The sequence below is a fragment of the Pseudoalteromonas sp. S327 genome (assembly GCF_005886415.1).
GTDB classification, from domain to species: domain Bacteria; phylum Pseudomonadota; class Gammaproteobacteria; order Enterobacterales; family Alteromonadaceae; genus Pseudoalteromonas; species Pseudoalteromonas atlantica.
The window spans coordinates 129,721-152,475 of the sequence record NZ_PNDP01000035.1 but is presented as its reverse complement, the minus strand read 5'-3'; the positions used below and the strand labels follow the sequence as shown (position 1 = coordinate 152,475).

The window sequence follows — 22,755 nt, the reverse complement described above, 5'->3', positions numbered from 1 at the left end:
GATAGTTTTTTGAGTGATAGACATGTCTTATACTACTTTTAGTCGTAACCATAATGATCAAATGCAAGAGCCGATGTTTTTTGGCCAAACCGTTAACGTTTCGCGTTACGATCAACAAAAATACCCTATTTTTGAAAAATTGATTGAAAAGCAACTTTCGTTTTTTTGGCGTCCAGAAGAAGTAGACGTAAGTAAAGACCGTTTAGACTTTCAAGCATTACCAGAGCACGAAAAGCACATATTTTTAAGTAACTTAAAATATCAAACGCTGCTTGATAGTGTACAAGGCCGCTCGCCAAACGTTGCCCTACTTCCTATTGTGTCTATTCCTGAGCTAGAAACATGGATAGAAACATGGGCATTTAGTGAAACTATTCACAGTCGCTCTTACACCCACATTATTCGTAACGTTACACAGTCACCAGAACTTATTTTTGATGACATAGTAAGTAACGAAAAAATTAGCGAACGTGCTGATGCGGTAACCACCTACTACGATGATTTAATCAATGGCGTGTCGCTCTATAACCTGTATGGCGAAGGCAAGCACGAAATTAACGGTCAAACCGTTGTGATTAGCTTATTTGATCTTAAAAAGAAACTTTACCTTGCCATGATGTCGGTAAATATTCTTGAAGCCATTCGTTTTTATGTCAGCTTTGCGTGTTCGTTTGCCTTTGCTGAGCGTGAATTAATGGAAGGTAACGCTAAAATCATCAAGCTAATAGCACGTGATGAAGCACTTCACCTGTCGGGTACGCAGCATATTTTGAACATTATGCAAGATGGTAAAGACGACCCTGAAATGGCGATTGTTGCCGCGCAGTGCCGTGAAGAAGCCATTAAAATGTTTGTTGAAGCCGCAGAGCAAGAAAAAGAATGGGCAGAGTACTTATTCAAAGATGGCTCTATGATTGGTTTAAACAAACACATTTTATGTCAGTATGTTGAATACATCACCAACGCACGTATGACCGCCATTGGCCTGCCTGCGCAATTTGAAAACAACAGTAACCCAATTCCATGGATCAACTCATGGCTTGTCTCTGACAATGTGCAAGTTGCACCGCAAGAAGCTGAAATTAGCTCATACCTTGTAGGTCAAATTGACTCACAAGTAGATGCCTCAGAATTTGGTGACTTTGATTTATAATGAGTGACAAACCCACTGCAAGTATAACGCTTGCAGATAACAGCCAGTGTATAGAGTTTAGCACTGGCTGCCCTTCTGTTTTACATTGCTTAGAAAACCAAAAAATAGACGTAGCGTATCAATGCCGCGAAGGTTATTGTGGCGCGTGCAGAGCCACGTTAGTCTCTGGCCAAGTGCACTATAACGAAGAGCCTTTAGCGTTTGTACGCGAGGGAGAAATACTGCTGTGCTGTTGTAAGCCAAACGGTAATATAAGTATTAATTTAAAATAAATTTACTGCGTTTTATTCAAATACTGTGGTTCAAACCGGTAGTGCCCCGTGACTTTATAATCAAAAAGCATATCGGTTTTTTCTGCCCCACGCCCAATGTTATGTACAATTAATGGATTGCCAGTTTGTACTGAACGCTCATTAACTACCATCCCTATATGTGGCAGGTTACCCGGTAACATCCAAGTCACTATATCACCTGTTTTATACTCTTCAGGGCTATCAGATAACACTAACGCACGACCCTGTCTTTTAAAGTAGGTTTGTAAGTTAGGCACTCTTCGGTGGTCTATATTTTTATCAGGCTTATTTAAACCCCAAATACGTTTAGATGGATACAGTGTAAAGTTATTTTGCATGTCTTCATGCACGAGTTTCTGTAAATCGATGCCTAACTTTCTGTAACTTCTAATTATTACATCGGTGCACACACCTACATTCTCAGGTACATCACCACCAGGATAGCCAATAGAGCGATAAGACCCATCGTAGGTAACGTTATGTGTTGTTCTTTCAAGTAATGCAGCCACAATATCGTCATCAAACGATGCCGCATAGGCATTTACACTAAGTAAGCTCAGTAAAAAAACAGTAAAGCGTGTCATATGCAATCCTTTGAAAATGTTAATTAACTACAACGCTTGAACCACGTGTTCAGGCACGTTTATTTTATTGCCATTATTTGTAAAGTGCTTATCAAGACCATACGCCATTACTTCAAGTGGCGCAGCTGCATAACCAACCTGCTGAATTTCGGTTAAGTAACGTAACATAAAAGCCTCGGCGCCAAGTTCACTCCATTGGGCTACGTGAACAAGTTCATGAAAATGTACAGCTAAATTATCAGCTACGTAAGGAAGCATGTAATAAGTGTTTTTGTATGTAGTACCTGCGGCATCCATGTCAATAAAATCGTCTAATCCCATTTCACGCAAAAAAGGAAAGTTAGGTTTGGGTATTTCATCGACAATAACGTAAAAGGCATTTTTTAAAAATTCGACAGGATAAAACCCTGCAAACTCACGAGCAAATTTCTCACAACTAATTCTTTGGGTTTTATATTTAATATTTGTTGCATCAATCCATTGTTCTATTTGTTCGAGCATGTCCTTTCTCCAAAATACTAACTTAACATTGTATAAGTGTTGTAAGCCAACAACTCAATTGTAACAAAAGTAAATTAACGAATCTCTTTTTTAAAATTTAAAAATGTTAATCACTCTTCGGTTTAATTTAAAGACAGCGCGTATTTGCCATGTACAGGGAGTAAGCTCATAGAATAGGCGTGGTTTACCTTAAAACCAAACTCTATGCTAATAATTTCAACATAGAAAAATAAACAGTTCCTAGATAGTTAGACGTCTTCTTTATACTTAAAAAACTGTTATTATTTGTAACTAAAATCGTAGCTAAAACACTTATGTATAAATTTAACCTTACATACGTGAATTTGAGTATTAACACAATGCGTTTATGTGCAAGCCTTTTACTAATTTTACTTTCTGGTACAGCTAATGCTGAAAATATAAAACCCTTTACATCAGATGGGTGTAGCTCATTCCCTGATGGGACCATACATCATAAAAAGCTCTGGTTAGCGTGCTGCACAGCGCATGACTATGCCTATTGGCAAGGTGGTACGTACGAGGAACGTTTAAAAGCAGATAAAGTATTACAGCAGTGTGTTGCTGATGTAGGCGAGATACATATAGCTAATCTCATGCTTGCTGGGGTACGTATTGGTGGAAGCCCTTTTATACCAACCACGTTTAGGTGGGGCTATGGCTGGTCTTATCCTAGGTTATATCAAGCATTAACAGCAGATGAGGTTGAGCAAATCACTGCTTTAAAAACTGAGTTAACTAAATCTGACTAAGGTCTTGTTGTAAAAAACTGACTATAAAAATAATATCAAAAGGAATTGAATCACTGTGCTTATACTTATACTACTGAACGTCGTTTTAATTTTATTTCCAACAGTAATATCTTACTTTATTGCGCGTAATTACGCTAAAACCGCGAAATCAACAAATAAAGGAGCCTATATTAGAGCAGTGCTTTGGCCTAGTGTTTTTTCGTGGACAATTTTTGCTGCTTTTGGGCACGGTGCAATCATCTTTCCCCTACCCTCAATACTCGCCGCAGTATTATATTTTTGTTTTTATGGCGAACGAGACGTCTATTATAACCCCCATGTTTTACTAAGCCCAACTATTCCAATAGCGGTTTATTTAATAAGTTATTTCAAATGCAAAAAAGCTGCCAATAAAGAGCTGACGCCCTAACCTACTGCATACTTGATAGTACGTTCTAAAATCACACATACTATTACTGTATTCCTATTAGTTATAATAACGTGAACACTATTAACTGAATATAATTGTGTAAATAACAGGTCTGGTAAATTAATAAAGCGTCATTACCAAAAATAACGAGTTTACTTATGCACCCAGATATACAAAAAAACTTTAAAATAAAACCTGCTCACATCATTTCATTCATTGTGTTTTTACTAGTTTCTATGTCTACACTAACCGCCTAAGTGTATGCCGCTGATGCTGTATGGCCTTCAAAAACCACTTACAAATATGCAAATGTAAATGGTAAAAAAAATCGTCTATCGAGAAGCTGGTACACAACATAAACAAACTATTATTTTATTACATGGTTATCCATCATCGTCACATAGCTACCGTGAACTAATTCCTCTTTGTCTGGGCGCTACCACGTAATAGCGCCTGATTATTTAGGTTCTGGTTATAACGCACGCTCAAACCCAGAAACTCAAAAATATACTTTTGATTTTCTGGCTCAATACTTGAAGAGTTACTAACAACGCTTAAAGTAAGGCGCTACGGCCTATATATACAAGACTTTGGAGCACCTGTGGGCTTTAGCATGTTGTTAAGTAACCCAATTAGACTTGTTGCACTTATTGTACAAAATGGCAATGCGTATTTAGAAGGGCTAACCCTACCGAGGCAAACGTTTTTTAAAGCCGCGAATGAGCAGAAAACACAAGCTCAGAGGGATAAATTTATTCATTCACGTCTAATAAAGCCATTATAAATAAGCAATATTTATGATACGTACAAAGTAACCCAGAAGTGACGAGCCCAGATAGCTGGACTCACGTTCTTCACTTTTTACAAACCAAATCCGATAGAGTAATTCAAGTACAATTGCTACAAGATTACTACAACAACCTTCTCGACTATCCAAAATGGCAAGCTTATTTACGCAATTACCAACCCCCAACGTTAATTGTATGAGGTAAAAACGACCCTGCGTTTATAGCCGCAGGCGCTAAAGCATACTTAAAAGATGTACCGAACGCTGAACTACATTTACTCGATTCAGGACACTTTAGTGTTAAAGAAAAACCAGTAGAAATTGCAAAGTACATTGTCGATTTTATGAATAAGCTAGCTCAATAGTAAGCCTTTTCTTTTGGTTTAGTATTTATAGCGAACATAAAAAAGCACTGAGGGTATAAACCATCAGCGCTTTATTAAGCTTAAGCCAAATCCACAAGAATCACATTTAATATGGATAAGTTATGTATTTAGCCTTCTTCTTCAATAAGTGACTCTAGTAGGTCGTGTATTTCGGCTTTAAGCGCTTTATCTTCAATTTTATTAGCGCTAACCTTGGCATTTTTTAGGCTTTTAATCGCTTCGTTTGTTTGTCCAAGCTCTATTTGTAGAGTGGCCATTGAATAAGCAACCGACGACATATGATCTTTATTATTGATTGCAACCGACTTCTGTAGCGCTTTTTCATATGCGGTAATTGCCTCTTCAAGTTCTTCGGTAAAGTCAGCTAAGGTTTCCCACTGTACAGGGTGATCTTTTGAAGTATTCTCGTTTTCTTCACAAATAGCTTTGAGCCTAGAAAATAATAATTCAAATCTTTTACGGTCGTTTCTATTTGCAGCTTCCATCAGTTGCTCTGCTAAATCATGTACTGCTTTATATACTTTGGTGTTCATCATCAGGAACTATCCTTAACTGGTCACTAAACTAACTATTTAGAGGCGCCCTAATCTTATTAGAACGGCTAATTATTTAGGTGTAATAATACATTAATAATAGATAGCGGGTTGGAAATAAAAGTGTGGTTTTAAAATTATATATAAAAAAGTAATCCACGTTAGTTACAGTGATACACTGAGGAACAAATGGACACCTAATATACTGGCTAAAAATGAAAGAGTGCAACCAATGCGGTAAATGCTGTATTAAATACGGTGGGGGCGATTTAAGTGCAACCGTACAAGAAATTGAAATGTGGGCACTGTTTAACCCAGAGATTTATCAATATGTTAAAGATGATGAAATTTGGTTTGATCCAAAAACGCAAATGCGACTCTCCACTTGCCCCTTTTTAGAAATAGCGCCCAAAAAAGAGCCCTCCCATAAAACAATGTATACCTGCAGCATTTACCTAGATAGGCCAGAAGATTGCCGCCATTATCCAAGCCTGGTCTCAGAAATGATACGTGATGAATGCGAAATGATAGAACCTATCGATGTAAAAAAACAAATTAGAGCACAACATAAGCTTAATATAATTATGCTTGATAGCCGCTCTTAAACAACTTATCTTATTTGCGTGTTTATTCATCGAAAAACATTAAGCTATAGTATAACATTGTTGATAAGTCAAAAATGCGGTGTTATATTATATCACAACATAGTAACCGCGAACCTTTAAGATAATGACAAAGTTAACATTAATTTCCTCTGCAGTTTTTTCTGTTTTATGTTCTCACTCAGCACTTGCTGCTACCGTTACCGGTAAAATAACAGACGATAAAAACCAACCTATTGAAAACGCAGCTGTACACGTACATGGTAAAGACCAAGGTGTAAAAACCAACGCACAGGGCGAATTTTCTATTGATGTAGACTCTCAAAGTCAATTGCATGTAAGTAAAGACAACTTTATAGACTCGCGTATTGCGGTAAATGAAAACTCAAACAATGTAACGGTGTCGCTTACCCCTACCTCGGTAGAAACCGTTGTTGTATATGCCTCTGCACTGCATAAAAATAGCTTAGAAATGATTTCGCCGGTTAGCGTTTTATCAGGTGATGAGCTTAAAAACAAATCAAAAGCGACCCTTGGCGAAACACTAAAGGGCTTACCAGGAGTTAATGCCAGTTACTTTGGTCCGGTATCATCAAGCCCTATTATCCGTGGTTTAGATGGCCCTCGCGTTAAAATTACCCAAAACGGTTTAGATGCCAGCGATGCATCGCGCATTGGTCCTGACCATGCAACCTCAAGCGACAGCTTAGCAGCGGAACAAATTGAAGTATTGCGCGGACCAAGCACCCTACTTTATGGCTCAGGCGCAATAGGTGGTGTGGTAAATGTGGTTGATAACCGTATTCCAACGAGCAATTTAGATGATTTAACCGGTGCTGCTGAATACAGTCATGACACGGTTTCTAACTCAAATACCGTGGCTGCAAAACTAGAAACAGGAAATGACGGATTTAACTTTCATTTTGATGGGACTAAACGCAGCGGCGATGACTATGAAACGCCGACATTTAACATTACAGATGAAGATGGTGATGTTGAAACCCATAACTCTGTAGAAAACACTTTTATTGATAGCGACACATTTAATGTGGGTACGAGTTATGTGGGCGATCATTTAACGGTTGGCTTTTCTTACGGTAGCATTGAAACCGATTACGGTATTCCTGGGCATGAGCATCATGACCATGACCATGAAGGTGAAACCGAAGAAGAACACGATGAGCACGCAGATGAAGAGGAAGAAGAGTCTGTTTATGCACATCTAGAGCAAGATCGTTGGCAAGGCCTTATAAGCTATGCGCTTGATAATAACTGGATTGAAAATATTAATCTTCGTGTTGGCTACACTGATTACAAACACAGTGAAATTGAAGACGGTGAAATTGGCACCACCTTTAAAAACGAAACAACCGAAGCACGCTTAAATGTAGAGCACAAGTTAGCGCAGTGGCACGGTATGATGGGCTATCATTATAGCGAATCGGATTACGACGCAATTGGCGAAGAAGCATTTACTCCTGCAAGTGTGACCACTACACATGCGTTATACCTACTTGAAGAACGTGAATTTGGTGATGTTACACTCGAGCTTGGTGCGCGTATCGAAGATTACGAAATAACAAGCACAATTACCGAAAGCGAGCACGCACATGATCACGATGAAGAAGAAGATCATGACGAAGGCGAAGAAGAAAGCATTGCATACAGTGAAAGCTTTACTAATGTAAGCGCCTCTGCCGGTGCTATTTGGCAATACACACCAGGGCAAAGCGTAGCACTTAGCTTATCTCACTCTGAGCGTGCGCCCCTTTCTGCTGAGCTTTTATCAAACGGATTACACATTGCTACAGGTACTTACGAGCTAGGCCTTGGCTATCATATTGAAGATAACGAGGTTCACTTTGAGCCAGAAGACATTAAACAAGAAAAATCGACCAATTTAGATTTTAGCTTTAGGCGTTTTAGCGGTGACTTTGGTTACACAGTTAATTTTTTCTATAACGATATTAAAAACTTTTATTATCAACAAAACACTGGATTAGTTTACGACGAAGAAGATGGTTTAGAGTCTGCAATTGGCGCTGACGATGATGCGGTTGCCGTATATCAGTTTGCCAGTAAAGATGCTGAACTCTATGGTGTAGAATTTGATGTACACTATCAAATTGACCCTAATGCCATGGTTAAAGTATTTGGTGATTCAACACGCGCTAAGCTAAAAGACGACGAAGGTAACTTGCCGCGCATACCAGCAAATAAATTAGGATCTGAATTACAATACAATGTAGGCGATTTACAGCTAACGCTCACAGGTACGCACTACTTTGAGCAAGATAAAATTAGCGCCTATGAAACTAAAACCGATGGCTACACAATTGTTGATGCTCAAGCTAATTATCAGTTAAGTTTAGGCGCTATAGATACGCAGTTATACTTAAATGTAGATAACATTACAGACGAACTTGGCCTTGTTCACAGCTCGTTTATAAAAGATAAAGCCCCACTACCAGGTAGAAACTTCCGCTTTGGTATTAGAGGTTATTTTTAATAACGCTTTGGCATTTATTTAGTTACTTTTAAAGCCGCATTTTATATGCGGTTTTTTTATGCCTACTCATTTAATTAACTAGGTTATTTACTTGTTGTAATAGCGTTTGTAGCGCAGGTAGCAAGTTTATCTTTCCCAAAATAACGCACTTAATTAAGCGGATTGGCCTAAATTATTAACGTTTTTAAAGCTTGCTATAAAACCACAAGACACAAAAAAGCCGCGGTCAAGACCACGGCTTTTTAAATACTGACTTAATAACTAAATTAAGAAAGGATTTCGTGTAGCTCAACGTCAAATACAAGCGTTGAGAAAGGTGCAATAGCAGCACCTGCGCCACGTTCACCATAAGCAAGCTCATGAGGAACGTAAATACGCCATTTAGTGCCTACTGGCATCATTTGTAAAGCTTCAGTCCAACCTTTGATCACGCCACCTACTGGGAATTCAGCTGGTTGACCGCGCTCGTAAGAGCTATCAAATACTGTACCGTTAATTAATGTACCGTGGTAATCAACACGTACTGTAGACTCAGCAGTTGGCTTTTCGCCTTCGCCTGTTACTAGTACTTCGTATTGTAAACCAGACTCGGTAACAGTGATTTCAGGACGCTTAGCGTTTTCTTCTAAGAATGCAATACCTTCAGCAGAAAGTACTTTTGCTTCTTCTTCACGACGCGCTTGGATCTCTTCGTTAATTTTTTCAAATGCAGCTTGGATCTCAGGGATCTCAACTTGAAAAGCGCTACCAGCGTACGCATCTTTCATGCCTTCAAATACTGAATTTAGGTTTAAGCCTTCAAAAGGGTTAGACTTAAGTTGCTCACCCATTTGTAAGCCAATACCGTAACTTGCTTTTTCAGCATCTGTAGTAAAATTATCTGACATAATGTGTTTTTCACGTTTTGTTAGTTAAAAGACGCGTACATGCTAACATAAAATAAAACCGGTTTGGGGCTAGTTTTTACTGTGTTTTACCTTAATTTTGCCAACTATGTAGCTACAAAGGGGTAAACTGAATAAAAATCCAACAAGCAATGGCCACGCTAGTAAACCGCCACTGCCAAACAGCACCAATGGCACTAATACTAAACCAACTAAAGCAATAAAAGCTGCGCCAATAACAGGCCAATGCGTATCGTATTTAGTAATAAGATGCGCAGTTAATACGTTGAAGCCAATACCATACACAAAGGCGGTGATAAGCGTTGCGTCTGGTTGTGCATCTGCTGCCATTTTTATTAATAAATTAATCGCGCTTTGATAACAGTAGCCAAATACAATCCACAGTAGTACATGCTTTACTAAGCGTTGCGATGTTGTAAGGTTTGCTTCTTTTGACATTTATTAAACTCCACAAAGCAAAAAACCGCCCATAAGGCGGTTTTTTTAAATAATGGTGGAGAGATAGGGATTTGAACCCTAGATAGGCTACAAACCTATGCCGGTTTTCAAGACCGGTGCATTCGACCACTCTGCCATCTCTCCGTACGGCGCGAATAATAGGGGGTATTGAGCAACTTGTAAAGACCTAAATGTAAATAATTAGCTAAAAACAGCATTTGGTTCAAAAAATCACCACAAATAGCTAAAAACCTAGGTTGCACGTTGCCCTATTAATAATATTGCTTTGGCCTGCGTGCAATCCACGAACAAATTAAGCACAGTAATAAACTAAGTGCTAAAAATGTAACGCTTTGAAATATTAAATCAAAACGGTTTAAATCATCACTTGGTACTACCACAAATAAAAATGCAGGTAATACACTAAGCAATAACACATAAAAACAAATTTTAAAGGCCCGACCAAAATCAAACCTTTTAGACTGCTGCATCCACCAGGTTAATAAAACAAGCATTCCCATAGCAGAGCCAGCTATAAAATGTGCAGTATTCGTGCTCATTGCCACATAAAGTGTAATAAAAGCACCCACTATTCCCCAAATTGACCATGCCAGCCAATTCTCTTTTTCTTGTAAAAATAAATTTCCCATCGTTTTCGTCTTCTTTATCGTTATTTTTATTAAGACTTTCCATACTTTAACAAAAAACAACCGATTAAAAAACAAACTGAAGAAGAAAAAGTTAACCTATATTGCTTCCGTGCGCTTCTCACAGCTAAATCAAAAAAGGACGAGCCTAACAGCAGCAACCTTAATGCTATATGACTGCGCAGAACTGCAATAGTTCATTATTTATTATAAATAAGTGAAGTAATCATCTGGTTTATGCTTAGCTGCCTTTTTGCACTCAATCTCTGGGGTGCCTAAATATAAATACCCAACAATTTCATCTTGTTCATCTAAATTAAGGGCATTTTTGACTGCTGTGCTTTGTGCAAAATACCCTGTACGCCATACACCACCTAAACCTTGTGCAAATGCGGCTTGTTGCATGGCAAGTACACTGCAACCGGCGCTTTGTACTTGCTCAATACGCGGCACTTTTGGATGGGCTTGATACTTAGCAATAGCAATAATGATCATCGGTGCGCGTAGCACAAGCTCTTTTGCGCGTTTAATCACTTTTTCTTCTTGCTGCTCAGCAACGGCGCTTTGATGGTATATCTCACCTAATTTATGGCGGGCATCACCTTGAACGACAATAAACTGCCAAGGCGCAATACATCCGTGATCAGGCACTCGTAACGCAGCTTGCTTTATTATATCGAGCTGCTCTGAATTTGGCCCTGGGGCGGTTAATTTAGTGTCAGATTGGCGGGTTAGTAAAAGCTCAATAGCATCCATAGCGTACTCTCATAATTCAAAACGTTAGAGTACCATTTATGCCTTTAAAAAATAAACTCTGCTTAATTATCAATTTTATTAAAACCCTACTTATTCTCTCGTATTACAGCGCCCTTACTGCGTCAACAATATTCATATACCACTGTATAAATCCGATAGAGGCGCTATGCGTTTAACACACGTTACAAACAAAAAGGGCGTATAAAAAATATTTATACGCCCTTTTTAAACCAATTTGTTTGCTACTCTTTTACTACTGCACGCCTGAGCCAATAATCAACACTAACAAAGCGACCGCCACCTACAAAAAACAAGCTAAGTAACATGGCAAAATAAATAGCAGAAAATTCAATACCGTTATTTATTATGGAAGGTTTCCCTTTTTCATATAAGTAATCAGTAAATCCGTGCTCTTCAACTATGCCCCTAATTTTACCTATACGTTCTTGTACTTCTAGTGAGTTTTCAAGGCTTTCTTTAGCCCCTGGAATTGATAACCAATCAAGTACTTGAGCTGAACTGGTTGTAGGGTTTGATGGCGCTATAGCAAACCAACCATTATGCCAATGCACAGTTGTTGCTGCCACCACCATTGTAAACATCAGCGGAATGCTTACTAAGCGGGTAAATAGCCCAAAGAGTAAAAACCACCCGCCTAAAAATTCACTCCAGCCTGCTAAAAAGGCAAGTAAGTCTGGAAATGGTAAACCTAAACCCCATTCACTATTGCCAAACCATTGCACAACGCTTGCATCAGCAAGAAAATAGCTAAAAAAGCCGTCGGTTTCTCCACTTAGGGCTAATTTATTAAAGCCCGCAATAATCATTACGGGGGCTAAAATTAAGCGAAAAAGTAACGCAGGTAATCCGTCGGCATACGATAGATTACCCATGATTTTATTATACAAACGAAATAATTTACTCATGTGTGGCCTGCTTTGTCAGTGTTTTAAGTTATGGACTCTATACACACAAGACCTGAGGGCACTGTAAATTATTTCATTTTATTAACACTGTTAAATGGCTCTGGCCACTTGAAGCGCTTCAAAAATTGCACGCTTTGCATCAATTGCTGCTGCTAATTTAGCACCACCAATAACATGTACCTTTGCATTTTCGCGGTGTTGCTCAAGCACTTCATTATTAGAAACCTGCCCTATACACGCAATAACCGTATCAACCGGCAGTACTTGTTTTTCTCCAGCAACAGTAACTGTAAGGCCGTTTTTATCAAAACTGTGGTACTGGCAATCAGCAATTTGTTTAACACCATGTTGCTTAGCAACTTGACGATGTATCCAGCCTGTGGTTTTTCCAAGCCCGCTACCAAAGCGCCCTGCACTGCGTTTTAGCATGTATAATTGTCGCTCATCTTTGTGTGGCTCTGCCTTGCACTCAATACCCCACTGCTTTTTAAACTCAGGAATAGATTGCGATTTATGCTCACTTAAAAAAGCAACCATATCAAAGCCAATACCGCCGGCACCTAAAATGGCTATTGATTTGCCCAGTTCGACCTCACCGCGTATAACTTCATCATAAGCAAATACACGCTTAGAGTCTGCGCATTCAATTGCAGCTTCACGCGGGCGTACACCTGTGGCAAATACGATGTCATCGTATTTTTGTAACATTGCATCATCGTAGGCTTTACCAAGCTCTACATTTACGTTGAGCCTTTCAAGCTCATTAGTAAAGTAGCTAAGCGTATGGTTAAAGTCTTCTTTACCTGGAATTTGCATGGCTAGATTAAATTGGCCACCCATTTGTGTTTTTTGATCGATAAGCGTTACTGTGTGCCCTTTTTCAGCCAAATAACAACTTGCCGAGAGCCCAGCAGGGCCCGCGCCAACAACTAATACATTTTTAGCGTTAGAAGCTTTATCTAACGGGTAATCAAGTTCAAAGGCGGCTTGTGGGTTAACTAAACAGGTTGCACGTTTATTTTTAAAAACGTGGTCTAAACAGCCTTGGTTACAGCCAATACAAATATTTATTTGTTTAGTTTGCTGATTTTGATATTTGTTAAAAAACTCCGGATCGGCTAATAAAGGGCGCGCCATTGAAATTAAATCGGCTTCATTATCATTAAGGATTTGGTTGGCTATATCCGGCGTATTAATACGGTTTACAGCTATAACAGGTACATTAACCACTGACTTTAATCGTTTTGAAGCTTCTTTAAATGCTCCAGGAGGCACCATACTGGCGATTGTTGGCACGCGTGCTTCATGCCACCCAATGCCAGTATTAAAAATATCCACACCGGCTTGCTCAAGTGCTTTTGCCTGAATAGTGACTTCATCAGGGGTTGAGCCATTCGGGATTAGGTCCATAACAGATAATCTAAAAATAATTAAAAACGTATCAGATACTTTAGCCCTAACGGCTTTAACTATTTCAAGCGCTAATCGCATTCTATTTTCTAGGCTGCCACCAAATTCGTCATCGCGCTTATTGGTGTGTGGCGCCATAAATTCATTAATTAAGTAACCTTCAGAGCCCATTACTTCAACACCATCGTAACCTGCTTTTTCTGCCATATAGGCAGAGTGCGCAAAGTCTTTAATGGTTTTTTTAATCGAGCCTAACGACATTTGTTTAGGTTTGTATGGATTTATAGGCGCTTGAATAGCGCTCGGGGCCTGGTTAAACGGGTGATAAGCGTATCGACCAGCATGTAAAAGCTGCAAACATATTTTTCCGCCATGTTTATGAACGGCGCCTGTGTATGCACGGTGTTTAAATACATCATAATAGCTGTTAAATGATGAAGAAATAGGCGTTAATTTACCGCGTAAGTTAGGGCTGTAGCCCCCGGTAATGATCATGGCCGTGCCGCCTTTAGCGCGCGCCTCGTAAAAAGCGCTTAACCTTTTGCGGTTGTGCCAGCCCTCTTCAAGGCCTGTATGCATTGAACCCATTACCAAGCGGTTTCGTAATTGTGTGTGTTTTAATTGTAATTGTTGTTCTAACATCCTGTGCCCCGTTAACTGGTCTAACCTGTATACATTAGCTAATTCTGCTTTAATGGCAAGTAATAAGCAATATGTGCCTGCATTTAATTAAAAATACTATTAAAAACGTATATTTATGTAACCTCATAAACACTTCGTTACGATTTAGCAGTTAAAATTATTTTTATTCTAGGCTAAGATGGAACTAATGTATTAGCTGTACCAAATTAAGGAGCTATTTTGATAGCAAAGGTATTTAGAGGTATTTGGGCTGGAATAAACTTTTCTCGTCGTTTCATACTCAACATTTTGTTTTTATTACTGGTTGTTGTATTTTTTATGTCGCTATCAAGCGATGACGATACAATAATAATAGAAGATGGCTCTGTACTTAGGCTTAATCTTAATGGGCCTATTGTGGAAGAAAAAACATATATAGACCCTGTCGAAGCAGCCATTAACGATGCTACGTCTAATTCAGAAGCACCTAGTGAAATTTTACTTGATGATGTAGTCAAAGTGATTGATGAAGCCACTAATGACGAGCGCATCAGCGTTATCTTACTAGATTTGCAAGAAATGCCGAAAGCCCACCTAAATAAGCTAAAGCGTATTACTAAATCGTTAGATGCCTTTAAGCAAGCGGGTAAAAAAGTGATTGCATCGGGCTACTATTACACTCAATCGCAATATTATATTGCATCGCATGCCGATGAAATTGCAATGCATCCTTATGGTTCGGTAGCCATTGAAGGCTATGGAATGTATCCACTTTACTTTAAAGAAGCACTAGAAAAACTTAAAGTAACGCAGCATATTTTCCGTGTCGGTACGTTTAAGTCGGCGGTAGAGCCGTTTATTCGTAACGATATGTCTGATGCTGCTAAAGAAGCAAACCGTGTTTGGCTTGGTGCATTATGGAGCGAATATAAGCAAGATGTTGCTGCGGTACGCCCTTTTGATGAATCTAACTTTGACGAAACCATGGATGCTTACCTTGCTAAAATGAAGGCGGCAAATGGCGATGCAGGTAAATATGCACTTGACCATCAATGGGTCGACTCGCTTAAAACAACTCAGCAAATTCGCCAACAACTCATTGATTTAGTTGGCGCACAAGAAGACGGTAAAACATTTAAGCAAGTGTCTTTTCGTGAATACTTAAGCTTAGTTAAGCCCCCTATCGAATTTGATAACCCAATTACAGAAAAAGTTGCCGTAGTTGTTGCTAAAGGTACGATTGTTGATGGTGAGCGCAAAGCAGGTGAAATTGGCGGCGATTCTACCGCAGCACTACTTCGCAAAGCACGCCTTGATGATAAAGTAAAAGCGGTTGTTTTACGTATTGATTCAGGTGGCGGCAGCATGTTTGCCTCTGAGGTTATTCGTGCTGAAGTATTAGCACTTAAAGCCGCAGGCAAACCTGTAATCGCATCAATGAGCTCAGTTGCCGCATCTGGCGGTTATTGGATTGCCTCAGCAGCTAACGAAATTTGGGCAGCACCAAGTACCATCACCGGCTCTATTGGTGTGTTTGGTACATTTATGACTTTTGAAGATACTTTATCTGAAATTGGTGTGTACTCAGATGGTGTTGCAACGTCAGAAATGGCTGGATTTTCTATTACTCGCCCGCTTAATGAAAAAATGGCGCAAGTTATTCAAATGAGTGTTGAAGAAGCTTATAGCCGCTTTATAGATGTGGTTGCTGATGCGCGCAATATGACACCAGAGCAAGTTGATAAAATTGCACAAGGGCGTGTGTGGATTGCTTCACAAGCACAAGAGCTTGGCCTAGTTGATAAGCTTGGTGATAAACAAGATGCGATTGATGCCGCAGCGGCGCTTGCAAAACTTAATCACTACGAAGTGAAAACAATTAAGCAAGACCTAAGCCCACAAGAAAAAATGCTGCAAGATATTTTTGGCAGTGCATCCGTTAAATCTATGCTTGGCTTAAATACAAATACAGCCTCTGTTTTAGCCACTCAAGCTAATATTAATACGGTGATAAAGCGCCTAAGTAGTGAAGTAGCTGATCTGAAAGATTATAACGATCCGCAGGGTGTATACGCACGTTGTTTAGAGTGTAGCGTTGCACAATAAAAGTGCACGTATTTACTCAAGCAGCTGTATTTAAAACAACTTAACGTTATACTAAGCCCAGTTTTTTTACTGGGCTTTTTTTATGAAACGTAAACGCATTTATATCGCATACACTGGCGGTACCATAGGTATGAAAAAATCGAGCCGTGGCTACATTCCGGCTGAAGGTTTTTTAACAGAAACAGTGGTCAATAACGCAGAATTTAACCGTGAAGAAATGCCCCTTTTTGATATTCACGAGTACTGCCCTTTAATCGATTCATCAGATATGTCGCCAGCGCATTGGCAACTAATAGCTGATGACATTAAAAGCAAATACCACGATTACGATGGTTTTGTGGTCCTTCATGGCACCGATACAATGGCTTACACAGCCTCTGCCCTGTCGTTCATGTTCGAAAACTTAACTAAACCCGTTATTGTTACTGGCTCACAAATTCCTTTATCGCAATTACGCTCTGACGGCCAAGTTAACTTATTAAACGCCATGTTTTTAGCGGCTAATTACCCTATTGCTGAAGTGAGCTTATTTTTTAATAACCAATTATTTAGAGGTAACCGAGCCACGAAAGCACATGCCGATGGTTTTAATGCTTTTGCATCTCCTAACCTAGAGCCTTTAGCGTTATCTGGAATTAATATTCAGCTAATTAAAGGTCAGCTAAGCCCTTATGTAGAAAACGAACTACAGGTAACCACCATTACACCTCAGCCAATTGGTGTACTTTATTTATACCCAGGCATTAGTAAAGACGTGGTTAAAAGTTTGGTGAATGACAATATAAAAGCACTAGTATTGCTTAGCTTTGGCGTAGGTAATGCCCCACAAGACCCCGACTTTTTAGACGTGCTAAGTGAGGCAAGTAAACGCGGCATGGTTATTGTTAATTTAACGCAGTGTTTAAAAGGCCATGTAAATATGGGCGGCTATGCTACGGGTAACGCGTTATTAAATATTGGTGTAATAAGTGGCTACGATATGACACTAGAGGCGTGTTTAACAAAGCTGCATTATTTGTTTAGCCAAAACCTAGAAATTGAAACGATTCGCCATTTAATGCAAGACAATTTACGCGGTGAATTAAGTCGCTAAATTTAGTGACCAAAACGCAAAAGGCACGCTAAATAGCGTGCCTTTATTAATTTATAAACGCGGTAATTATCTTACTTTCGCGTCTATACCCACTAAATCAGTTAAGTGGCACACTTCACCTGAGTGAGTTTTAATACCATGCTCACCAAAGTAATCACGCTGAGCTTGTACTAAATGCCCATTACTTGGTGTGGTTAATGTTGCTAAATACGTTTGTGTTGATGCAAGTACAGGGAACGCTAAGCCAGTCATTACAGCTTGCCCAGTTACTTTGCGAAGCGCATTAGATTCATTTTCAAGCGTATCAATGTATTCAACGCCTTGCGCTACGCTATCTAGGTAGTCAGCGCGAATAATACAACCCGCACGCCATGTTTGCAGCGTTTTAGACAAGTCTACTTTCCACTGATGGGTACGAGATGCCCCTTTAATTAACGCTAAACCTTGGCGATACGCTAATAAGCTCGCCAATGTAAATGCATCTTTTAGCTCTTCAAGGTCAATATCAACCTTGTTTGTAGCTTTAGCGGCATACGTCATTTCTTGTGCAGCGGTGGTGTCACATACATTGGTTAAGTGGCGAGCTTGCACCGCGGCAACCAGTGAAGGAACAGCAATACCCAGTTCAAGTGCATTTTGCGCAGTCCACAGGCCTGTGCCTTTTGCGCCTACTTTATTATCAATTAAATCAACAAGCGGTTCTTGCTTGGTGTTTTCAAGAGATAAAATATGGCTAGAAATAGCAAGTAAGTAGCTATTTAAGTGACCGGTAGACCAGTCATCAAAAATTTCAGCCACTTCTTTTGGTGAGCGACCTGTGCCAATACGAAGTAGTTGATACACTTCAGCAATAAGCTGCATAATTGCGTATTCAATGCCGTTGTGAACCATTTTTACAAAATGGCCACTGGCCGATTGACCAACGCGTGCAAAACACGACTCGCCATTGTAGCTAGCGGCTACTTTTTCAAACCACGGTTCGATACGCTCCCAACCGCCTTCTGAGCCACTTGCCATCATTGCAGGACCATGACGAGCGCCTTCGGCACCGCCAGAAATACCCATGGTGGCAAATTCAAATTTGTTTTGATACTTAAGTTTACGATTAATGCCGTCTTTGTAGTTACTGTTACCACAATCTACAATCATATCGTTACACTGTACGCCAGCTTCAACAAGCTCATTACACACAGCATCAACCAGTTCGCCTGCAGGCACTAATAATAAAATAGAGCGAGGTGCTTCTAAACGCCTTACCATGTCTCCTAAATCAGAAACAATATGAAGTCTATCGGCCATGCCTTGCGATTTAGCACAACTTAATAACTCTTCACCCGCATGTGGGTTTTTATCATATGCGACTAACGTTATGCCTTTTTCAATCATGTTTAAGGCAATATTTTTGCCCATAACGCCTAACCCGACTAATGCAACTTGCATTTAGTGTCCTCCTCGGTAACAACTATTTGGTTAGTAAACTAAGTAATTCATTAAATAATACCGCGTGCATTATACTCATACCGTCATAAAATGCGAACGTTGAGCTAATACAGCATGCTTTTTTATTACGCTATTAAAAAGCACTGCAATTGTATCAAATATAAGGGCTGTGCGGTTACAAATACTCTGCGTATTTTGAATTTAAGATCATTGACGGATTTTGACACCGGTGTCATAATGATGACATATTCGTTTTGTATAAAATAGTGGCAATACTAACTAGTTTGCCTATAACTAAAAATGTTTATACATAAGTTATAAGTATTTTGAAGTCACAAAATAACCGTCAACCTGCTTACACATCTAAGCACACAGGAGAATTTGATGCTAAGACGCACAAAAATAGTCGCTACACTTGGGCCTGCAACAGATCGAGATAACAATCTAGAAAAAATTATTCGCGCTGGCGCTAATGTAGTACGTTTAAACTTCTCACATGGTGTTGCACAAGATCATAAAGACCGTGCACAAGCTGTACGTGAGATAGCCACAAAATTAGGTAAACATGTTGCTATCCTTGCAGACCTTCAAGGTCCTAAAATTCGTGTTTCAACGTTTAAAGAAGGTAAAGTAAACCTTGAAGTAGGCGCTAAATTCACCCTAGATGCAAAAATGGAAAAAGGTGAAGGCGACGTAAACGCGGTAGGTATTGATTACAAAGAATTACCACAAGATGTAAGCCCTGGCGATTTATTACTATTAAACGATGGCCTTATTCAACTAACCGTTGAGCAAGTAGAAGGTCACTTAGTGCACTGCTCGGTTACGGTAGGTGGTGTATTATCAAATAATAAAGGCATTAACCGTTTAGGCGGTGGTTTAACAGCCCCTGCGTTTACAGAAAAAGACAAAGAAGATTTAATCACTGCCGCTGAAATAGATGTTGATTACATTGCAGTATCGTTCCCACGCAGTGGCGATGATATGCGTTATGTACGCTCTTTAGCAGAAGCTGCAGGTTCTAAAGCACAACTACTTGCAAAAATTGAACGTGCAGAAGCCGTAGAAACACAAGAAGCCGTAGATGACATTGTTTTAGCATCAGACGCTGTAATGGTTGCTCGTGGCGATTTAGGTGTTGAAATTGGTGATGCTGCGCTAATGGGTAAACAAAAACTCATTATTCGTCGCGCTCGTTCATTAAACCGTACTGTTGTAACCGCAACACAAATGATGGAATCGATGATCGATAACCCAATGCCAACACGCGCAGAAGTTATGGATGTGGCAAACGCGGTACTTGACGGTACTGATGCAGTTATGCTTTCAGCAGAAACCGCTGCCGGTGATTACCCTGAAGAAACGGTCGCTACAATGGCACGTGTTTGTTTAGGTGCAGAATCGCAAAAAGAAACCCATGTATCTAAGCACCGTTTAGACAGCCGTTTTTCTAACAATGCAGAATCTATCGCGCTTTCAGCTATGTACGCTGCTAATCACTTAGATTCGGTTAAAGCCATTGTTACCTTAACTGAGTCAGGTAGTACCGCTAAACTTATGTCGCGTATCAGCTCTGGTTTACCTATTTACTCGCTTTCACGCCATGCAAGCACGCTAGGCCAAACAGCGCTTTATCGTGGTGTTTACCCTGTGTTTTTTGATTCTACAAAAACTGAAAAAGACGGAATGGTTAAAGCCGCACTTGATACCCTTGTAGCACAAGGTTCATTACACTCTGGCGATACAGTAATTATTACTCACGGTGACTCAATGGAAACTGTGGGCGCAACGAACACAATGAAAATTGTAACTGTTGCGTAATTTCTGCCTTATATAAAAAATGCGAGCTAAGCTCGCATTTTTTATGCCTGCAAAATACCAAACTAGCTGGCTAGCGCTGCTTTTACTTTATCGCGGTAGCTTCGGCTTACTTTAAGCTCTTGTCCGTTTTCAAGCACTAATAAATACTCACCGCTGACTTGTGTAACCAGCTTGCTTATTTGTTTTGTATTTACAATTGCACTGCGGTGAACGCGCACAAACAAATGTGGGTCGAGCTCTTGCTCAAGCTCTCTCATTGTTTTGCGCAAAATATGTGTTTGCCCATCTTGGCAATGTAAACACATATAATCGCCGGCGGCATCAACCCACTGAATTGTCGCAACCGGGACACGAATAATTTCACCCTGCTCTTTTACCGCCAGTGATTCTGGGTAACGTTTGTCGGTTAGGGTATCGCCTGTGGCTAATTTTTTAAGTATTTCTTCACAGTTATTACCTGTAATACCGGCAACAAAACTCGCTAGTTTTTTCTTATGGGCGTTGTCTTGCTGTGTTTTTAAGTAACTATGCACTTTTTCTACCGCCTGTTTTAGTCTGTTATCGTCAACGGGTTTTAAAATGTAATCCAAAGCATGTATTTCAAATGCCTTTACTGCAAATTGATCAAATGCAGTAACAAACACAATCGCGGGTAACGCTTTAGTGCTTTCGCTTAAGGCACGGGCAACTTCAAAGCCATTCATTCCTGGCATTTGTATATCTAAAAAAACTAAGTCTATTGGGTGCTCTTTACATGCTGCTATTGCATCAGAGCCTGAACTACACAGTTTAACTACTTCTATATCAGTATATTCTTCAAGTCTTACTGCTAAGCCCTTTCTTGCTAATGGTTCATCATCAACAATGATGGTTTTAATTTTAGTCATTTCTTCACAGCCTTCTCAAACGGTACTCGCAGATTAACTTTCAATCCACTTGGCGTATTATGTGATAATACAAACGAATAATTATTTTCATAGAGCGTTTTTAATCTGTCTTTGGTATTTGCCACCCCTACCCCTTGTGCATTTACAAGTTGTCCGTCTATTAGTTCGGTACCGGGGCCATTATCACCTACTTCAAGTAGTAGCTCGTTGGCAAAAACCTGTGCTTTTATGTCTATCACACCGCCTTGTGACATATGCGCAATGGCGTATTTAATTGCGTTTTCAATTATCGGTTGCAAAATTAAGCTTGGCACAAGTGCCTCTTTTGCTTGCTCGCTTACATCTACATTTACTTTTAAGCGCTCATCAAATCTAACCCGCTCTATTTCTAAATACAGCATTAATGCGTGTAGCTCTTGCTCTAAAGGCACTTTTTTAATGGGATCGGTATTTAGTGTATAACGCAAAAAGTCGCTTAACCTTGCCACCATTAAGTTAGCATCTTTGTTTTCTTTTACCAAAACTAATGTAGAAATAGCATTGAGCGTATTAAATAAAAAATGCGGGTTAAGTTGATATCTGAGCATTTTTAATTGCGCTTCATGGGCCATTGTAGTTGCTTTAAGCGCTTTTTGTCGCTCACTTTGTAATAGCTGGTAATACTTTATGCCAAAGTATAAGCCACTCCAACATAAAATTATGTAAACAGAGTCTAAGCCATGCTGTAAATAGTAAAACCAATCTTCTGGGCGATAACCATGGCGGTATATTTCCCATAAATTAAATTTTTGTACAATTGCCCACAACGTACCTGTAATGTACGAGGCACCAAATACAACCACCATTAATATCCACGGCGATGCATTCCAGGTTTTTCGATAAATATAACGAAGTGGGACTGTCATTAAACAGCCCGCATAGGCATTTAATAATATAACGAACACGTAAATATCACGCATTTCAAATACTTTAGAGCCGATATAATTTACAAGCGCATAACCAATCCAGCCTGCAATTTGCAATAGCCAAAAAAAGCGTTGCCTGTTATCAACTAAAGATTGCCAATTCAAAATAAAATACAACTCCGTATAAGTTAGCCAATAAGTTAAAATTACGTTAGCTAATTTAACCACTGGTTTGGTTATTATATCGATTATTACAAAGTGTTAGCAGTACCA

20 protein-coding genes and 1 tRNA gene are annotated in these 22,755 nt (G+C 39.5%); 8 read left to right on the top strand and 13 right to left on the bottom strand.

Annotated elements, in window-relative coordinates:
• The first annotated feature begins 22 nt into the window (after window positions 1-22).
• Together nrdB and yfaE are read left to right on the top strand one after the other, a co-directional pair.
• On the top strand, window positions 23-1,153 hold the full coding sequence (gene nrdB, locus CWB60_RS11765) for a class Ia ribonucleoside-diphosphate reductase subunit beta (RefSeq protein ID WP_004587863.1): 1,131 nt from the start codon (window positions 23-25) through the stop codon (window positions 1,151-1,153).
• The gene (gene yfaE / locus CWB60_RS11760) at window positions 1,153-1,425 is read left to right on the top strand and encodes a class I ribonucleotide reductase maintenance protein YfaE (RefSeq protein ID WP_004587862.1); all 273 of its coding nucleotides are present in this window, start codon (window positions 1,153-1,155) and stop codon (window positions 1,423-1,425) included. Before nrdB ends, yfaE begins: the two co-directional genes overlap by 1 nt.
• A gap of 2 nt (window positions 1,426-1,427) precedes the next feature.
• Here yfaE and CWB60_RS11755 read toward each other — a convergent pair whose 3' ends face one another.
• Both CWB60_RS11755 and CWB60_RS11750 read right to left on the bottom strand, forming a co-directional pair.
• The gene (locus CWB60_RS11755) at window positions 1,428-2,030 is read right to left on the bottom strand and encodes a DUF1287 domain-containing protein (RefSeq protein ID WP_138578119.1); all 603 of its coding nucleotides are present in this window, start codon (window positions 2,028-2,030) and stop codon (window positions 1,428-1,430) included.
• 27 nt (window positions 2,031-2,057) lie between these two features.
• Complete coding sequence (locus tag CWB60_RS11750) at window positions 2,058-2,531, bottom strand: hypothetical protein (RefSeq protein ID WP_138578121.1); 474 nt, start codon at window positions 2,529-2,531, stop codon at window positions 2,058-2,060.
• Between the two features lie 344 nt (window positions 2,532-2,875).
• Here CWB60_RS11750 and CWB60_RS11745 point away from each other — a divergent pair, with 344 nt between their 5' ends.
• Window positions 2,876-3,301, top strand: coding sequence for a hypothetical protein (locus tag CWB60_RS11745; RefSeq protein ID WP_404820997.1), 426 nt, complete (start codon window positions 2,876-2,878; stop codon window positions 3,299-3,301).
• Window positions 3,302-4,990: 1,689 nt separating this feature from the next.
• Here the strand turns inward: CWB60_RS11745 and CWB60_RS11735 are convergent.
• A complete protein-coding gene (locus CWB60_RS11735) occupies window positions 4,991-5,419 on the bottom strand; it encodes a tetratricopeptide repeat protein (RefSeq protein WP_138578123.1) in 429 nt (142 codons plus the stop codon).
• Between the two features lie 212 nt (window positions 5,420-5,631).
• Here CWB60_RS11735 and CWB60_RS11730 point away from each other — a divergent pair, with 212 nt between their 5' ends.
• Window positions 5,632-6,021: a YkgJ family cysteine cluster protein gene (locus tag CWB60_RS11730; RefSeq protein WP_138578125.1), complete on the top strand. Its 390-nt coding sequence runs from the start codon at window positions 5,632-5,634 to the stop codon at window positions 6,019-6,021.
• Window positions 6,022-6,145: 124 nt separating this feature from the next.
• Window positions 6,146-8,527 carry a TonB-dependent receptor gene (locus tag CWB60_RS11725; RefSeq protein WP_138578127.1) on the top strand — a complete coding sequence of 794 codons (2,382 nt, stop codon included), beginning with the start codon at window positions 6,146-6,148 and terminating at the stop codon, window positions 8,525-8,527.
• Between the two features lie 266 nt (window positions 8,528-8,793).
• Here the strand turns inward: CWB60_RS11725 and bamJ are convergent, their stop codons facing one another.
• From bamJ to CWB60_RS11690, 7 genes are all read right to left on the bottom strand, one after another.
• Window positions 8,794-9,414, bottom strand: a complete 621-nt coding sequence (bamJ, locus tag CWB60_RS11720) for a BamJ family beta-barrel-assembly machinery protein (protein WP_138578129.1) — start codon at window positions 9,412-9,414, stop codon at window positions 8,794-8,796.
• A 69-nt stretch (window positions 9,415-9,483) separates the two neighbouring features.
• A complete protein-coding gene (locus CWB60_RS11715; RefSeq protein ID WP_029772511.1) occupies window positions 9,484-9,870 on the bottom strand; it encodes a hypothetical protein in 387 nt (128 codons plus the stop codon).
• 53 nt (window positions 9,871-9,923) lie between these two features.
• Window positions 9,924-10,014: transfer RNA gene (locus CWB60_RS11710), tRNA-Ser, on the bottom strand.
• Between the two features lie 128 nt (window positions 10,015-10,142).
• Window positions 10,143-10,520, bottom strand: a complete 378-nt coding sequence (locus CWB60_RS11705) for a hypothetical protein (protein WP_024034084.1) — start codon at window positions 10,518-10,520, stop codon at window positions 10,143-10,145.
• 204 nt (window positions 10,521-10,724) lie between these two features.
• On the bottom strand, window positions 10,725-11,273 hold the full coding sequence (locus CWB60_RS11700; RefSeq protein WP_138578131.1) for an NAD(P)H nitroreductase: 549 nt from the start codon (window positions 11,271-11,273) through the stop codon (window positions 10,725-10,727).
• Between the two features lie 242 nt (window positions 11,274-11,515).
• A complete protein-coding gene (locus tag CWB60_RS11695) occupies window positions 11,516-12,199 on the bottom strand; it encodes an HvfX family Cu-binding RiPP maturation protein (RefSeq protein WP_055253459.1) in 684 nt (227 codons plus the stop codon).
• Between the two features lie 90 nt (window positions 12,200-12,289).
• The gene (locus tag CWB60_RS11690; protein ID WP_138578133.1) at window positions 12,290-14,251 is read right to left on the bottom strand and encodes an oxidoreductase; all 1,962 of its coding nucleotides are present in this window, start codon (window positions 14,249-14,251) and stop codon (window positions 12,290-12,292) included.
• Between the two features lie 219 nt (window positions 14,252-14,470).
• On the opposite strand from CWB60_RS11690, the gene sppA reads away from it, so the two are divergent.
• Together sppA and ansA are read left to right on the top strand one after the other, a co-directional pair.
• The gene (gene sppA / locus CWB60_RS11685; protein WP_138578135.1) at window positions 14,471-16,336 is read left to right on the top strand and encodes a signal peptide peptidase SppA; all 1,866 of its coding nucleotides are present in this window, start codon (window positions 14,471-14,473) and stop codon (window positions 16,334-16,336) included.
• 82 nt (window positions 16,337-16,418) lie between these two features.
• Complete coding sequence (ansA, locus tag CWB60_RS11680) at window positions 16,419-17,429, top strand: asparaginase (protein WP_024034079.1); 1,011 nt, start codon at window positions 16,419-16,421, stop codon at window positions 17,427-17,429.
• A gap of 66 nt (window positions 17,430-17,495) precedes the next feature.
• Here ansA and gnd read toward each other — a convergent pair whose 3' ends face one another.
• Window positions 17,496-18,869 carry an NADP-dependent phosphogluconate dehydrogenase gene (gene gnd, locus CWB60_RS11675; RefSeq protein ID WP_024034078.1) on the bottom strand — a complete coding sequence of 458 codons (1,374 nt, stop codon included), beginning with the start codon at window positions 18,867-18,869 and terminating at the stop codon, window positions 17,496-17,498.
• A gap of 384 nt (window positions 18,870-19,253) precedes the next feature.
• Here gnd and pyk point away from each other — a divergent pair, with 384 nt between their 5' ends.
• Entirely contained in the window at window positions 19,254-20,690 is a 1,437-nt protein-coding gene (pyk, locus tag CWB60_RS11670) for a pyruvate kinase (RefSeq protein ID WP_004587847.1), read from the top strand.
• Window positions 20,691-20,752: 62 nt separating this feature from the next.
• On the opposite strand, the gene CWB60_RS11665 is transcribed toward pyk, so the two are convergent.
• Complete coding sequence (locus CWB60_RS11665) at window positions 20,753-21,577, bottom strand: LytR/AlgR family response regulator transcription factor (RefSeq protein WP_138578137.1); 825 nt, start codon at window positions 21,575-21,577, stop codon at window positions 20,753-20,755.
• Window positions 21,574-22,647, bottom strand: coding sequence for a sensor histidine kinase (locus CWB60_RS11660; RefSeq protein ID WP_024034075.1), 1,074 nt, complete (start codon window positions 22,645-22,647; stop codon window positions 21,574-21,576). Before CWB60_RS11660 ends, CWB60_RS11665 begins: the two co-directional genes overlap by 4 nt.
• Window positions 22,648-22,755: the final 108 nt, after the last annotated feature.